The 13,578-nt window shown below is 72.1% G+C and carries 11 protein-coding genes and 2 pseudogenes; 2 read left to right on the top strand and 11 right to left on the bottom strand.

The genetic code is table 11. The features are described 5' to 3' along the window. Window positions 1-23: 23 nt before the first annotated feature. From JSY13_RS06670 to JSY13_RS12675, 3 genes and pseudogenes are all read right to left on the bottom strand, one after another. Window positions 24-302, bottom strand: a complete 279-nt coding sequence (locus JSY13_RS06670; RefSeq protein ID WP_259605964.1) for a hypothetical protein — start codon at window positions 300-302, stop codon at window positions 24-26. Between the two features lie 579 nt (window positions 303-881). After that, the gene (locus JSY13_RS12680; RefSeq protein WP_432806450.1) at window positions 882-1,199 is read right to left on the bottom strand and encodes a diacylglycerol kinase family protein; all 318 of its coding nucleotides are present in this window, start codon (window positions 1,197-1,199) and stop codon (window positions 882-884) included. Window positions 1,200-1,351: 152 nt separating this feature from the next. After that, window positions 1,352-1,819: pseudogene (locus JSY13_RS12675) on the bottom strand (phosphatase PAP2 family protein); the annotation flags it as partial. Window positions 1,820-2,012: 193 nt separating this feature from the next. Here JSY13_RS12675 and JSY13_RS06660 point away from each other — a divergent pair. Continuing rightward, the gene (locus JSY13_RS06660; RefSeq protein ID WP_259605962.1) at window positions 2,013-2,858 is read left to right on the top strand and encodes an alpha/beta fold hydrolase; all 846 of its coding nucleotides are present in this window, start codon (window positions 2,013-2,015) and stop codon (window positions 2,856-2,858) included. A 6-nt stretch (window positions 2,859-2,864) separates the two neighbouring features. On the opposite strand, the gene JSY13_RS06655 is transcribed toward JSY13_RS06660, so the two are convergent. Then, entirely contained in the window at window positions 2,865-3,947 is a 1,083-nt protein-coding gene (locus tag JSY13_RS06655) for a DNA polymerase IV (RefSeq protein ID WP_259605961.1), read from the bottom strand. 99 nt (window positions 3,948-4,046) lie between these two features. Between JSY13_RS06655 and JSY13_RS06650 the strand changes: the two genes are divergently transcribed. Next, a complete protein-coding gene (locus JSY13_RS06650) occupies window positions 4,047-5,378 on the top strand; it encodes an MFS transporter (RefSeq protein WP_259605960.1) in 1,332 nt (443 codons plus the stop codon). Here the strand turns inward: JSY13_RS06650 and JSY13_RS06645 are convergent. The 7 genes and pseudogenes from JSY13_RS06645 to polA form a co-directional block, all read right to left on the bottom strand. After that, entirely contained in the window at window positions 5,311-5,664 is a 354-nt protein-coding gene (locus tag JSY13_RS06645; protein ID WP_259605959.1) for a YczE/YyaS/YitT family protein, read from the bottom strand. The two genes, JSY13_RS06650 and JSY13_RS06645, sit on opposite strands and share 68 nt — an antisense overlap. A gap of 91 nt (window positions 5,665-5,755) precedes the next feature. Beyond that, window positions 5,756-5,914 (bottom strand): annotated as a pseudogene (locus JSY13_RS12780) (DUF6198 family protein); the annotation flags it as partial. Then, window positions 5,911-6,666 (bottom strand): SGNH/GDSL hydrolase family protein, encoded by a 756-nt coding sequence (locus JSY13_RS06640; RefSeq protein ID WP_259605958.1) that lies wholly within the window; start codon window positions 6,664-6,666, stop codon window positions 5,911-5,913. The gene JSY13_RS06640 and the pseudogene JSY13_RS12780, both read right to left, overlap by 4 nt. A 24-nt stretch (window positions 6,667-6,690) precedes the next feature. Beyond that, window positions 6,691-8,043 carry an MFS transporter gene (locus JSY13_RS06635; RefSeq protein WP_259605957.1) on the bottom strand — a complete coding sequence of 451 codons (1,353 nt, stop codon included), beginning with the start codon at window positions 8,041-8,043 and terminating at the stop codon, window positions 6,691-6,693. A gap of 55 nt (window positions 8,044-8,098) precedes the next feature. Continuing rightward, the gene (locus JSY13_RS06630) at window positions 8,099-9,133 is read right to left on the bottom strand and encodes an LLM class flavin-dependent oxidoreductase (RefSeq protein ID WP_259605956.1); all 1,035 of its coding nucleotides are present in this window, start codon (window positions 9,131-9,133) and stop codon (window positions 8,099-8,101) included. A gap of 71 nt (window positions 9,134-9,204) precedes the next feature. Beyond that, the gene (locus JSY13_RS06625; RefSeq protein WP_259605955.1) at window positions 9,205-10,872 is read right to left on the bottom strand and encodes a DUF885 domain-containing protein; all 1,668 of its coding nucleotides are present in this window, start codon (window positions 10,870-10,872) and stop codon (window positions 9,205-9,207) included. Window positions 10,873-10,914: 42 nt separating this feature from the next. Further along, window positions 10,915-13,548 carry a DNA polymerase I gene (gene polA, locus JSY13_RS06620; RefSeq protein ID WP_259605954.1) on the bottom strand — a complete coding sequence of 878 codons (2,634 nt, stop codon included), beginning with the start codon at window positions 13,546-13,548 and terminating at the stop codon, window positions 10,915-10,917. Window positions 13,549-13,578: the final 30 nt, after the last annotated feature.

Genomic DNA, 13,578 nt, shown 5'->3' with positions numbered 1-13,578 from the left:
TCCTCCAATCCGCTGATCGTGGATCAGCCGAGCACATATTGGTCCACCGCGGCGTCGATCTCCTCGAACTCGGGGCGCTCCTCGGGCGGCTCCACCGGCCCCGTAGCGACGCGGTGCAAGTACGTGCGGGATAGGCCGAGCAGTTCGCCGGCCTCTCGCGTCGAATACCCCGCGTCGAGGAGTTCTTGCAGGGCGAGCGCGTGGAGGCGCTGCCGCTCCTTCGTCTGATGCACCCGCAGCTGCGCCAGGCGCTCCCGAACGATCCGAGCGCGGGTGATGACGTCGTGGTCGTAGACAGACACCGTTGTCCTCTCCTGGATCAGTTCGAGGGCTGGAAGCGCGTCACACCCCACGCAGCGGAGGGGTCGTCGCGGCGCAGCTCGATCGTGTACTCCCCGACCGACGTGGGGACGTACACGACCGCGTAGACGTCCGTCGACGTCGGCGCGGCCTCTGCACCATCCTGAATCGTCATGGCCGGGATACGGGACGGCTGCACAGTGCTGTACGCCTCGATCGTGGCCAGGCGGGCGCGCCAGGGCACGCGATCGAGCACGGCGGATGCCCGGACGCCGAAGGCCAGGGCGACGAGTCCTCGCAGGCGCGGCATCCGACCGCGAGCGTGCAGGACGCGCACGTCGAGCACCGCGTCGTCGAGGCGCCGGCGCTGCAGCGGCACCATCGACACCGAGGAGTTCTCCCCCGCCGCGACCGCCACCGACCATACCTTCGCCGTCCGGCCGTCGACGCGCACATCGATCGTGTCGGCCCCCGCCAGCACCTTGATCGCGGCGATCAGCGCCGCGACGGGCTTGCCGAGATGGTTCTCCATCGCCTCCCGCTCGGCGACGAAGTCGGGATACACGCCGACGGTGCCGCATTCAGCACCGTGAGCGGCTGCTGCCCGTCGATGGTGAGCTCGGCGACATCCACCCGCCGACCGGATCCCGCCCGCAGCGCCTCGATCCCGTCCGCAGCGCCTCGATCCCGTCCTCGATCGTGGGCACCCCGGCCGTGCGCGCGAAATGGTTGAACGTGCCGCCCGGAAGCACGAGCAGCGGCAGGCCCACGCGACGCGCGGCATCCGCCACCGCCGCCACCGAACCGTCACCGCCCCACACGCCGAGGACGCGGGGCGGTGAGGAGGACGCGACGGCGTCGCGGACGAGCGCGGCGATGTCGTCCCCCTCCTCCAGCACGTGGACGCGGGCGGCGGGCGCCTCCGCCGACAGGAAGTCGACCGGGTCCGGCCGCAGCGGGCGAGGGCGGGCAGCGCGATCTCCGGCGCCGAGGGCTCGGTGTCGACACGAGGCGGCGCCGGCACGAGCATCCGTCCGCCGACCGCGACGGCCGAGCCGAGCGCCACTCCCCCGATCACGTCCGAGAGCCAGTGCGCCCCGGTGTGCAGCCGCGAGTAGGCCACCGCCGCGCCCAGCGGCGCCAGGACGGCGCCGCTGGGCGGCGACTCCAGGGCGACGCCGGTGACGAAGGCCGCGGCCGAGGCGGAATGCCCCGACGGGAAGGACGCCGACGTCGGCATCCGCTTCAGCCTCCGCGGCACCGGGACGTCCTTGAGCAGCGGCCGGTCTCCCCCGAAGATCCGCTTGCCGATGAGGTTCGCGATCGCGCTGCCGACCACGAGCGAGCCGACGCCCCGTACCGCCGCCCTCCGGCGCCTGCCGCCGCTGAGATACAGCACGACCGACAGGGCGATCCACAGCCCGCTGCGGTCGGCGAGGTGGGAAAGGCGTGCCAGAGCGCGGTCGAGCGAGGGCAGGTGCCGGTGGCCGTTGATCGCCGCGGCGGCGCGCGCATCCATGCGGCGCACCCAGCGCGGCAGGATGCGGATGCGGCGCAGCGCCACCAGCGGTCGAGCGAGCATGCCCATCTTCTGAGCGTAGAGTGCCCGCGCCCCGCCGGGGCGGCAACCTGAGCACGTCGGGGTGCTATCGCCTCACGGGCCGCACGTCCACCCCGTCGACCGGCGTCCGCCGCGCCGCCATGATCGGTCCATGCCGACCGTGCGCGACGTGGACCTGCAGGGCCAGAGGTTCCGGGTGTTCTCCTCCCTCCACCCGGAATCCTCGGTCGCCTTCCTGCTCGTGCACGGGATCGGCATCTCCCACCGGCTGTTCTCGCGGCTGCACGGCGTCCTTGCGGCGGAGCACACGGTGCATACCGTCGACCTGCCCGGATTCGGCGGGCTCCCCCGCCCGCCGTGGTCGCCGGACGTGCCGGAGATGTCCCGGCTGCTCGGACAGGCGCTGGACCGGCTCGGTGCCGACCGGCTCGGTGCCGACCGGCTCGGTGCCGGCGGGCTCGGTGCCGGCCGGCTGGTCGCCGTCGGCGACTCCATGGGCACGCAGTGGGTCGTCGAGCTCGGTGTGCAGCGGCCCGATCTCGTCTCGCACGTCGTCGCGATCGGGCCGGTCGTCGACGACCGGCACCGTACGGCCGGCGCTCAGGCGCGGGCGTTGGCACTCGACTGCCTGCGGGAGCCGCCGTCCGCGTACGCGCGCGTCCTCACGGAATACCTGCGTTGCGGACCCCGCTGGTACAGCAGCCAGCTGCGCCACATGCTCAGCTACCCCATCGAGGAGCGCGTCCTGCTGCTCCCCCGCCCGCTGCTGATCCTCCGCGGCGGGCGGGATCCGATCGCGGGACCGGCGTGGTGCGCACGCCTGCAACGGCGCGCGCCGCTCGCCCGGACGTCGGAGATCCCCGGGCATCCGCACCTCGTGCAGCACACCGCGCCGTGGGAGGTCGCCGGCGAGATCGTGCGGTTCGTGCAGGGTATGGCGACCGGCGCCGAGGCCGCGCGGGACGACGCCGCGGTCACGGCCGACGAGGCGCCGTAGCACGGATCAGATGCGGCCGCGCACCGGGGTCCGTTCGACCGGGTCTCCGCCGTCGGGCATGCTCATCTCCGCGCGCACGCCGAGCAGCCGCACCTCCCGCGTCGGGTCGAGCCCGGCGGCGAGGTCCAGTGCCGCGGCGACGAACGTCACGCGGTGGGTGGTCGGCTCGGCGAGCTTGCGCCCGACGGTTTTCGTCTCGAACGGCGCGTACCGCACCTTGAGGTGCACCCGGATGATCGGCCGGCCCTCGGCACGGCAGTCGTCGAACGCCTGACCCGCCAGCACCCGGACGGCGTCCGCGACCTCGGCGACGGTCGTCAGGTTCCGCTGGTAGGTCGTCTCCCGGCTGTGGCTGCGCGCGACCCACGGTGTGTCGTCGACGGTGACGGGACCCCTGCCGAAGCCCAGGTCGTGGTACCAGAGCCCCATCCTCGGCCCGAATTCGGCGACGAGCTCGTCGCGGTCGGCGTCCGCCAGCTCGCGCACGGTGCGGATGCCGTGGTCTGCCAGCCGCTTCTGCACGCGGGAGCCGATCCCCCACAGCTCACGCGTCGACCGCTCCCCCATCACCTCGAACCAGTTCGCGTCGGTGAGGCGGAAGATCCCGCGGGGCTTGCCGAACCCGGTGGCGATCTTGGCGCGCACCTTGTTGTCGCCGATCCCGACGGAGCAGTGCAGCGCCGTCGCCTCGAGCACCGCCCGCTGCGCCTCGCGCGCGACGGCCTCCGGGTCCTCGGTCGTCACGCCGAGGAAGCACTCGTCCCAGCCGATGACCTCCAGGACGACGCCGGGCAGCGCGCGCAGGGTGGCCATCACCTCAGCCGACGCCGCCTCGTAGGCCGCATGGTCGACGGGCAGGAAGACGGCATCCTCCGGCGCTTTGCGTGCCGCGATCTTCAACGGCATCCCCGAGCCGATGCCGTATGCCCTCGCCTCGTACGAGGCCGTCGAGACCACCGCCCGCTCGGCGGGGTCGCCGTGCCCGCCGACGATGACCGGGCGCCCGGCGAGCTCGGGGCGCCGCAGCACCTCGACCGCCGCGATGAACTGATCCATGTCGACGTGGAGCACCCAGGGATCCGCGGTCATGTCACGAGTCTGCCCTCCTTCCCCGGCCTTGTCACGGAAGCCGACCACGGGCCGCCGACACGGCGTCGTCGCCGAGCTCCCGCGTACTACCGTGGAGGGGTGACCGCAACGCCTCTCCTCCGCTCCGAGCCGGGGTGGCGCGCGTGGGTCATCTGGATCGTCGCGGTCGCGGCGTACGTGCTCGCGATCACGAATCGCGCCTCGCTGAGTGCGGTCGGCGTCGACGCCGCCGAGCGGTTCCACGCGGATGCGGCGACGCTGTCGCTCTTCGCGGTGGTGCAGCTGGCGGTGTACGGCGGTGCGCAGATCCCCATCGGCATCCTGCTCGACCGGCACGGCTCCCGGCCGATCATGGCGATCGGGATGGTGCTGATGGCCCTCGGCCAGCTCGTGATGGCGCTGTCCCCCAGCATCGGCATCGCCCTCGTGGCCCGCGTGCTGCTCGGCGCCGGGGACGCGGCCGTCTTCCCGGCGGCGCTGCGTCTGGTCGCGACCTGGTTCCCCGCGCAGCGCGGGCCGGTGATGGTGCAGTTCACCGGCATCATCGGTCAGACCGGCCAGCTCGTCGCCCTCATCCCGGTGGCGGCGCTGCTGCACGCCACCACCTGGACGATCACCTTCGGCAGCGTCGCCGGTCTCGGCGTCCTGTTCGCCATCCTGGTCTGGCTGGTCATCCGCAACCACCCGCGTCAGCGCGCCGCCGACGTGTCGGTGAACACCGAGACCGGGGTGGTCCGCGTGGTCACCTCCGCGATCGACACCGGCGTCGGCATCCGCGCCGCCTGGGCGCACCCCGGCACCCGCCTGGCGTTCTGGTCGCATTTCACCACCCCGTTCGCGGGCACGGCCTTCGTGCTGCTGTGGGGCATGCCGTTCCTCACCGCCGGCGAGGGTCTGACCACCCCCGCAGCGGCGGGGCTGCTGTCGCTGTTCGTGGTCGCCGGCATGCTGTTCGGCCCGCTGCTGGGCGAACTGTCCAGACGCATCCCCACCCGCCGGTCGCTGGCGCTGGTGCTGCCGACCGTCGCCGTGCAGCTGCTGGCGTGGGTCGCCGTGATCGCCTGGCCCGGACCGGCGCCGCTCTGGCTCCTCGTCGTCCTCATCGTCGCGCTCGCGGCGGGCGGGCCGGCATCCATGATCGCGTTCGATCACGCCCGCACGCACAACCCGGCGCATCGGCTCAGCACCGCCACCGGCGTCACGAACGCCGGCGGGTTCCTGGCGGCCCTCATCGCGATCTTCCTGATCGGACTCACCCTCGACCTGCAGGGCGCCGGGACCCCGGACACCTACTCCCTGGAGGCGTTCCGCCTGGCGTTCCTCACCCAGGTGCCGCTGTGGCTGCTCGGGGCGACCTTCATCGTCATCGAGCGCAAGCGCACCCGGATCCGCATGGGTCTGGACACGGAGAAGCCGCGCCGGCGGTCGTGAGTCCGGCGACCCCCGGAGTCCCGCCGGTGCGCGGACCGTTCGGCGCCTCGGCGGCATCCACGGGCAGCGGCACGGTGAACACGTGCAGGAAGAACTGGCACAGGGGCCCCACGAGCAGCGCGAACACCACGGTGCCGATGCCGAGGTTCCCGCCCAGCACCCAGCCGACCGCCACCACGGTCACCTCGATCGCCGTGCGCACGACCCAGATCGGGAGGCCGGTGCGACTGTGCAGGCCGGTCATCAGGCCGTCGCGCGGACCGGGACCGAAGTGCGCGCCGATCATTGACGAGCGTGCCGATCCCGAGCCGCTGACCGATCGGGATCCACAGCACCAGCACCACCACGCTCACCAGCACGGTGATCACGCCGAAGCTCAGCGGCAGGTGGTTCGCCAGTCCCTGTGTGAGCACGTCCCACGGCGCCGCGCCGATCGCCCCGCGGACGATGAACGCGATCCCGATGCCGTACAGGAACACCCCGACGATCAGCTGCGTGATCCGGCGCGTCAGGCGCCGTCCCGGCGTCCGGCTCATCGCGGCGTCCGCTCCACCCACGTGGGGTGCTTCGCGGCGCGACCGTCGCCGGAGGACGTGCCGGTCAGCCGCCGCCGCACCCACGGCGCGACGTGCCGGCGATAGTACTCGAGGCCGCCGGGGCGGGCCTCCGGATGCGCGGCGGGCGCCCACCACTCCGCCGGCGGCTCCAAGCCGAGGGCGTGCAGCACACGGGCGGCGACCCGGTGGTGCCCGTTCGCGTTCATGTGCAGCCGGTCCTCCGACCAGTACTCCGGTCCGGACAGCACGGTGTCGGGCCAGTTCAGGGCTCGGATCACATCCGGCCGGTCGGCGATCCGCCGCAGCACTGCGGCGGACAGCTCGTCGCCGCGGCGCTGGATCAGCCGGCCCATCGGCAGCTGCGCGCTCGGGTTCGCGCCGGAGAGCAGGATGAGGGTCACGCCCTCCTCGTCGCAGCGGCGCAGCACGTGGGAGAACGCGTCCGCGATGTGCTCCATGTCGGCCTTCGGCCGCAGCATGTCGTTGCCGCCGCCGTTGAAGGACAGATGGGTCGGGTGCAGCGCCAGCGCCGGCTCCAGCTGCTCCTGCACGATCGGCCAGGCCAGTCGTCCGCGGATCGCCAGGTTGGCGTACTGGACCGGTTCGCCGAGAGCATCCGCCCAGCCCTGCGCGACGAGATCCGCCCAGCCGCGCACGCGCCCGTCGGGCAGCTCGTCGCCGACGCCCTCGGTGAAGGAGTCGCCGATCGCGACGTACCGCACTGCAGCCATGCCGCCAGCCTATTGCGTCGGCCGTCAGCGGTCGTCGAGCGCGGCGCCCCGCCGGTCGGCCAGGCCCCACGCCGCCGCCGCGGCGACCACGAAGAACCCGGCGAAGACCGCGAAGGTGAGCGGCGCTCCCCCGGCCTGCAGCAGCACCGGCACGGTGAGCGGTGCGACGATGGAGGCGATCCGACCGACGCCGGCCGCCCAGCCCGCCCCCGTCGCCCGCACCGAGGTCGGATAGATCTCCGGGGTGATCGCGTACAGGGCGCCCCAGGCGCCGAGGTTGAAGAACGACAGCGCCATGCCGGTGGCGATGATGGCGCCCTCGCCGGTGGCCGTGCCGAACAGCACCGCCGACGCGGCGGAGCCGGCGAGGAACACCGACAGCGTGGCACGGCGTCCCCACACCTCGATCAGCCAGGCCGCGACCGCGTAGCCGGGCAGCTGAGCGAGGGTGATGACGAGCGTGAATCCGAAGGAGCGCACGAGGTCGTACCCGGCGGCGACCAGGATGCTCGGGATCCAGATGAACGCGCCGTAGTAGGCGAAGTTCACGCACAGCCACACCAGCCAGATGCACGCGGTGCGCAGACGGAACTCCGCCGACCAGAGCACGCCGAGCCGGCCCCCGGCGGTGTCGGCGAGGGAGCGGCGGGACGGCACGGTGCGGATGCGGGGCTGCTCCACGACCCCGGCGGAGGACTCCAGCCCCTCGACGATGCGCTCCGCCTCCGCCAGGCGGCCGCGCGACGCCAGCCAGCGTGGGGACTCCGGCAGTCCCCAGCGCACGACGAGCGCATACACGGCGGGCACGGCGCCGATGAGGAACGCCCAGCGCCAGCCGTCGGCGGATGCCGGGATCACCAGGTAGCCGATCAGCGCCGCCGCCGTCCATCCCAGGGCCCAGAACGCCTCCAGGATCACGATCATCCGGCCGCGGATCGCGGTCGGCGCGAACTCGCTGACATAGGTGGACGCCACCGGCAGTTCGGCGCCCAGCCCGAGCCCGACGAAGAAGCGGAGCACGAGCAGCAAGGCCACCCCGCCCACCAGCGCGCTGGCGCCGGTGGCGATCCCGTACACCAGCAGGGTGATCGCGAACACCTGCCGACGTCCGAGCCGGTCGGCGAGGAGCCCGCCGAGGCTTGCGCCGACGGCCATTCCGACGAACCCGATCGAGGCGATCCATCCCGACTCCGCCGGGGTCAGCGACCATTCTCGGATGAGCACGGCGATGATGAACGAGATCAGCCCGACGTCCATCGCGTCCAGCGCCCAGCCGATGCCCGACCCGGTCAGCACCCGCAGGTGGCGCCGGGTGAACGGCAGGACGTCCAGTCTCTCGCCGAGCGTGTGGCGGCTCGGCAGTGCGGTCTCGGGCATGCCTTCATCGTAGGGCCGCCGGGCCCGCCTCACCGCTCGGCGCCGAAAGCGGCGCTCAGGCGTCCGCGGCGAGCAGCCGCCGCACCCGCGGCACCACCTCGGAGCCGTACAGCTCGATGCTGCGCATCATCGCCTCATGCGGCAGGGTGCCCGTGGAGTATTTCAGGTCGAACCGGCCGATGCCGAGCGTGCGGACGGTGTCGGCGATCTTCGCCGCCACCCGGTCGGGTGAGCCGACGTACAGCGCCCCCGCGGGGCCCACGTCGTTCTGGAACCGCGCACGGCTGTACGGCGGCCAGCCGCGCTCCCGGCCGATGGTGTTGTTCATCGCCTCGAAGCCGGGGTAGGCGGTCTCCCACGCCTCCTCGTCGGTGCCGGCGATATGCCCCGGCGAGTGCACCGCGACCGGATGCGCGGTCGTGCCGAAGCTGCGCACGGAACGGTGATACAGCTCGACGAACGGTGCGAAGCGCGCGGCCGGGCCGCCGATGATGGCGAGCATCAAGCCGAGGCCGTGCCGCGCCACCCGCACCACGGACTCCGGGCTGCCGCCCACGCCGACCCAGGTGCGCAGCCCGTGCTCGGTCTTCGGGAACACGTCGGCGTCGGTCAGCGGCGCGCGCATCGTGCCCGACCAGGTCACCGGCTCTTCGCGAAGAAGCTGCACGAACAGGTCGAGCTTCTCCTCGAAGAGCGCCTCGTAGTCCTTCAGGTCGTAGCCGAACAGCGGGAAGGACTCGATGAACGAGCCGCGCCCGAGCACCACCTCCGCGCGGCCGTCTGACAGTGCGTCCAGGGTGGCGAAGCGCTCGAACACCCGCACCGGGTCGTCCGAGGAGAGGACCGTCACCGCCGTCCCGAGCCGGATCCGCTTCGTGCGCCCCGCGATCGCGGCGAGCACCATCTCGGGTGCGGACACCGCGAACTCGGCGCGGTGGTGCTCCCCCACCCCGAAGAAGTCGACGCCGACGGCGTCGGCGAGCTCCGCCTGCGCCACGACGTTGCGGATCGTCTGCGCCGCGCTGAGCGGCTTCCCGTCCGGGCCCACCGTGATGTCGCCGAAGGTGTCCAGTCCGAACTCGATGTCCATGATCGTCCTCTCCATTCAGACGAATGAACCCCGCGCCGTCCGACGCTATTCCGCCGGCTCCGGAAGCCCGCTCAGCGCAGGAAGACGCTGCGCAGGGTGTCCAGGCCGACGCCGCCCAGGTCCAGCGCCCGCTTGTGGAACTCCTTGAACGAGAAGTCCGGCTCCTGCTCGGCCGCGGCCCGCACCTGCTCCCAGATCCGCTGTCCGACCTTGTACGACGGCGCCTGACCCGGCCAGCCCAGGTACCGGTTGACCTCGAACCGGACGAACTCGTCGGGCATGTTGACGTTCGCGCGCAGGAACTCCAGCGCGTAGGCCGCATCCCACGCTCCGCCGCCCCCGGGCCGCTCCTTGCCGAGGTGCACGCCGATGTCCAGGACGACGCGAGCGGCGCGCATCCGCTGGCCATCCAGCATGCCGAGCCGGTCGGCCGGGTCGTCCAGGTAGCCGAGCTGCTCCATCAGCCGCTCCGCGTACAGCGCCCAGCCCTCCGCGTGGCCGGAGGTGCCGGCCAGCAGGCGCCGCCAGGAGTTGAGCTGCCCGCGGTTGTACACCGCCTGCGCGATCTGCAGGTGGTGGCCCGGCACCCCCTCGTGGTAGACGGTGGTCAGCTCGCGCCAGGTGTCGAACTCGGTCACGCCCTCCGGCACCGACCACCACATCCGCCCGGGGCGGGAGAAGTCGTCGGTGGGGCCGGTGTAGTAGATGCCGCCCTCCTGCGTCGGGGCGATCATGCACTCCAGTGTGCGGATCTGCTCCGGGATGTCGAAGTGCGTGGCGCCGAGCTCCGCGATGGCGCGGTCGCTGGTCTCCTGCATCCACCGCTGCAGCGCCTCGGTGCCGTGGAGCTTGCGGGACGGGTCGGCGTCGAGATGCGCCACCGCCTCCGCCACGCTCGCGCCGGGGAGGATCTCGTGCGCGATCGCGGTCTGCTCCGCGATCATCCGCTCCAGCTCCTCGCGCCCCCACTCGTAGGTCTCGTCGAGGTCGATCGTGGCGCCGAGGAAGCGCCGGGAGTTCAGGGCGTAGAGCTCGCGGCCGACGGCATCCGTCTCGCTCGCCGCATCCGCCAGGGTGCCGGTGAGGAAGGCGCGCAGCTCGTCGTAGGCGACGCGCGCGGCCGCGGCGTTGTCGGCGAGGTCGCGGGCGAGGGATGCCGGCAGCTGGCCGTCGGCGGGAGCGGCGTTCGCCACGAGCTCGGCGAAGAATCCGTCGTCGGCGGTGTAGCGCACGATCTGGTCGGCGACCTCCCGCACCTGCCTCCGGGCCGGCACCACGCCGCGGGCGATGCCCTCGCGGAGCGTCTCGGTGTAGCCGCGCAGCGCCTCCGGGACCGCGGCGAGCCGGGTGGCGATCGTGGACCAGTCCTCGGTGCTGGCCGTCGGCATCAGGTCGAACGCCTGGCGGACGTCCTGAGGCGCCGAGGCGATCACGTTGAGATCCCGCAGATGCCACTGGGCGTCGTGCAGCTCGATCTCCAGGCGCAGCTCGGCGCTCAGATCCGCCTTGGTGACCTCGTCGACCGCGTCGGCCGGCTCCAGCGCCTCCAGCGACCGCAGCGCGGCGCGCGCGGCCTCGGCGTACTCCTCGTGGCCAGCGGGGCTCAGGTCGCCGAACCGGTGATTGTGCTCGGTGCGGCCGATGTAGGTGCCGATGGTGGGGACCAGGCGGGCGATCGTGTCGACCCACTCCTCCGCGACCGCGTCGATCGCGGTCGGCGTGCGCGTTTCTGACGTCATGCCGCTCAGCCTAGTGGGACGTCCCCGAGGCCTCGCGGAACGTCAGTGCCCGGCCTCGTTCCAGTCGCTGCCGCGCCCGACCTGCACGTCCAGGGGCACCGACAGGTCGGCAGCTCCCGCCATGCGCTCGCGGACGATCCGCTCCGCCTCGTCCCACTCCCCCGGCGCGACCTCCACGACGAGCTCGTCGTGGATCTGCAGCAGCACGCGCGAGCGGAGACCGGCCGCGGTGAGATCGTCGTGGATGCGGAACAGCGCGATCTTCATGATGTCCGCCGCGCTGCCCTGGATCGGCGCGTTCAGCGCCGCCCGCTCCGCGTTCTCGCGCAGCACCCGGTTCGGGCTGGACAGGTCCGGGAAGGGCCGCCGGCGGCCGAAGATCGTCTCGGTGTAGCCGTCCTCCTTCGCCTTCATCACGGAGGCTCGCAGGTAGTCGCGCACCGCGCCGAACCGGGCGAAGTACTCCATCATCAGCTGCTTCGCCTCGGCCTGCTCGATGCGCAGCTGCTTCGACAGGCCGAACGCGCTGAGCCCGTACACGAGCCCGTACGACATCGCCTTGACCTTGGTGCGCATGGCGGGGGTGACGTCCTCCGGCGCCACGCCGAACACCCGCGCGCCGACGAACCGGTGCAGGTCCTCCCCGGAGTTGAACGCCTCGATGAGTCCCGGGTCCCCGGACAGGTGCGCCATGATCCGCATCTCGATCTGCGAGTAGTCCGCGGTCAGCAGCGTCTCGAACCCTTCGCCGACCCGGAAGGCGCTGCGGATGCGGCGGGACTCCTCGGTGCGGATCGGGATGTTCTGCAGATTCGGGTCGGTGCTGGAGAGGCGTCCGGTCTGGCTGCCGGTCTGCAGGTAGGTGGTGTGGATGCGCCCGTCCTCGCGGATGGCGACATCGAGGGACTCGATGATCTGGCGCAGCTTCGTCGCCTCGCGGTGCTGCGACAGCTGCTCCAGGAACGGATGCGGGGTGCTCTCCTGCAGGTCGGCCAGCGCCGCGGCATCCGTGGAGTACCCGGTCTTCGTCTTGCGCGTCTTCGGCAGCTGCAGCTCCTCGAACAGCACCTCCTGCAGCTGCTTGGGTGAGCCGAGGTTCACCTCGTGCCCGATCGTCGCGTACGCCTGCTGGGCGATCGCGTCGGCGCGGGCGCCCAGCTCGGCCGAGAACGCGGAGAGCACGTCGTGCGAGACGGCGACGCCTGCCAGCTCCATGTCGGCGAGGGTGAGCAGGGTGGGCAGCTCGATGGCGGTGAGCACGGTCGCGACGCTGTCCGGCATCGCCGCGCGCAGCGCCTCGTCGGTGCGCAGCGTGAACCACGCCTCCTGCGCCGGCGTGGCGCCCTCGTTCTCCGGCACCAGCTGGGTCGGGTCCGCCTCGGGGAGCTTCTCGCCGAGGTAGCGCTCCACCAGGTTGGCGAGCGTCTTGTCGGGGAAGCTGGGCCGCATCAGCCAGCCGGCGAGCAGCGTGTCCCCGGCGAGCCCGCGGAGACGGATGCCGGCGCGGCGCAGCGCCTTCACCTGCGGCTTCGCGTCATGCAGCACCTTCGGGGCGTCCGATTCCAGCCAGGCGCGCAGCGCGTCGGCGGCGTCATCCGACCAGTCCGTCTCGCGCAACTCGGTGGCCGAGGCGACCCCGATCCGGTGCACGCGTTCACCGGCGAGCACGAGCGCGACGCCGAGCGGTCCCTGCTGCGCGGCCGCCCACGTGGCGATGTCGGCGGCGCCAGTCTCCACGGGCGAGGGCATCTCCACGGCATCCGCCTGCGCGCCGCCGTCGTCCTCGGCGCCGACGGCCTCGAACACGCGCGGCAGCAGGGTGCGGAACTCCAGCCGGGCGAAGATGTCGCGCACGGCCAGCGCGTCGATCGGCGTCACCACCAGCTCGGCGGGCCCGACCGGCAGGTCCACGTCCCGCAGCAGCCGGTTCAGCTGGCGGTTCCGTCGGACGTCCTCGATGTGCTCGCGCAGGTTGCCGCCGACCACGCCCTTGATCTCCCCGGCGCGTTCGAGCAGCTCATCGAGCGAGCCGAACTGGTTCAGCCACTTCACCGCCGTCTTCTCGCCCACTTTCGGGACGCCGGGCAGGTTGTCGCTGGTCTCCCCCACCAGCGCGGCGATGTCGGGGTACTGCTCGGGCCGGACCCCGTAGCGCTCGACCACCGTCGCCGGGTCGTAGCGCTTCAGCTGCGACACCCCCTGCACGGACGGGTAGAGCAGGGTGATCTCGTCGTTGACGAGCTGGATGGTGTCGCGGTCGCCGGAGACGACGAGCACGTCGTAGCCCTGCGCGGCGCCCTGGGTGGCCAGGGTCGCCAGGATGTCGTCCGCCTCGACGCCCTCCTTGGTGAGCACCGGGATGGACATCGCGTTCAGGCACTCCTGCAGCAGCGGGATCTGCCCCCGGAACTCCGGCGGGGTCTCCGAGCGGGTGGCCTTGTACTCGGCGTACACCTCGGTGCGGAACGAGTGGCGCGACGTGTCGAAGGCGATCGCCATGTGGGTGGGACGCTCGGCCTTGATCAGGTTGATCAGCATCGACAGGAAGCCGTAGATGGCGTTCGTGTGCTGGTTGTCCCTGGTGGTGAAGTTCTCGACCGGCAGCGCGAAGAAGGCGCGGTAGGCGAGCGAATGGCCGTCGACGACCATGAGGGTAGGCTTTGCGGAGTCCGTCACCCTGTCAGCCTAACGAGGGCTGACGACACT

This window comes from Microbacterium neungamense (assembly GCF_024971095.1).
In the GTDB taxonomy this organism is placed as follows: Bacteria; Actinomycetota; Actinomycetes; order Actinomycetales; family Microbacteriaceae; genus Microbacterium; species Microbacterium neungamense.
The sequence above is the reverse complement of the archived record's forward strand: the minus strand, read 5'-3'. Positions and strand labels throughout refer to the sequence as shown.

Coding starts and splice junctions, on each gene's coding strand:
- JSY13_RS06660 (WP_259605962.1), top strand. CDS start 2,013: ATGCCGACCGTGCGCGACGTGGACCTGCAGGGCCAGAGGTTCCGGGTG.
- JSY13_RS06655 (WP_259605961.1), bottom strand. CDS start 3,947: ATGACCGCGGATCCCTGGGTGCTCCACGTCGACATGGATCAGTTCATC.
- JSY13_RS06645 (WP_259605959.1), bottom strand. CDS start 5,664: ATGATCGGCGCGCACTTCGGTCCCGGTCCGCGCGACGGCCTGATGACC.
- JSY13_RS06640 (WP_259605958.1), bottom strand. CDS start 6,666: ATGGCTGCAGTGCGGTACGTCGCGATCGGCGACTCCTTCACCGAGGGC.
- JSY13_RS06635 (WP_259605957.1), bottom strand. CDS start 8,043: ATGCCCGAGACCGCACTGCCGAGCCGCCACACGCTCGGCGAGAGACTG.
- JSY13_RS06630 (WP_259605956.1), bottom strand. CDS start 9,133: ATGGACATCGAGTTCGGACTGGACACCTTCGGCGACATCACGGTGGGC.
- JSY13_RS06625 (WP_259605955.1), bottom strand. CDS start 10,872: ATGACGTCAGAAACGCGCACGCCGACCGCGATCGACGCGGTCGCGGAG.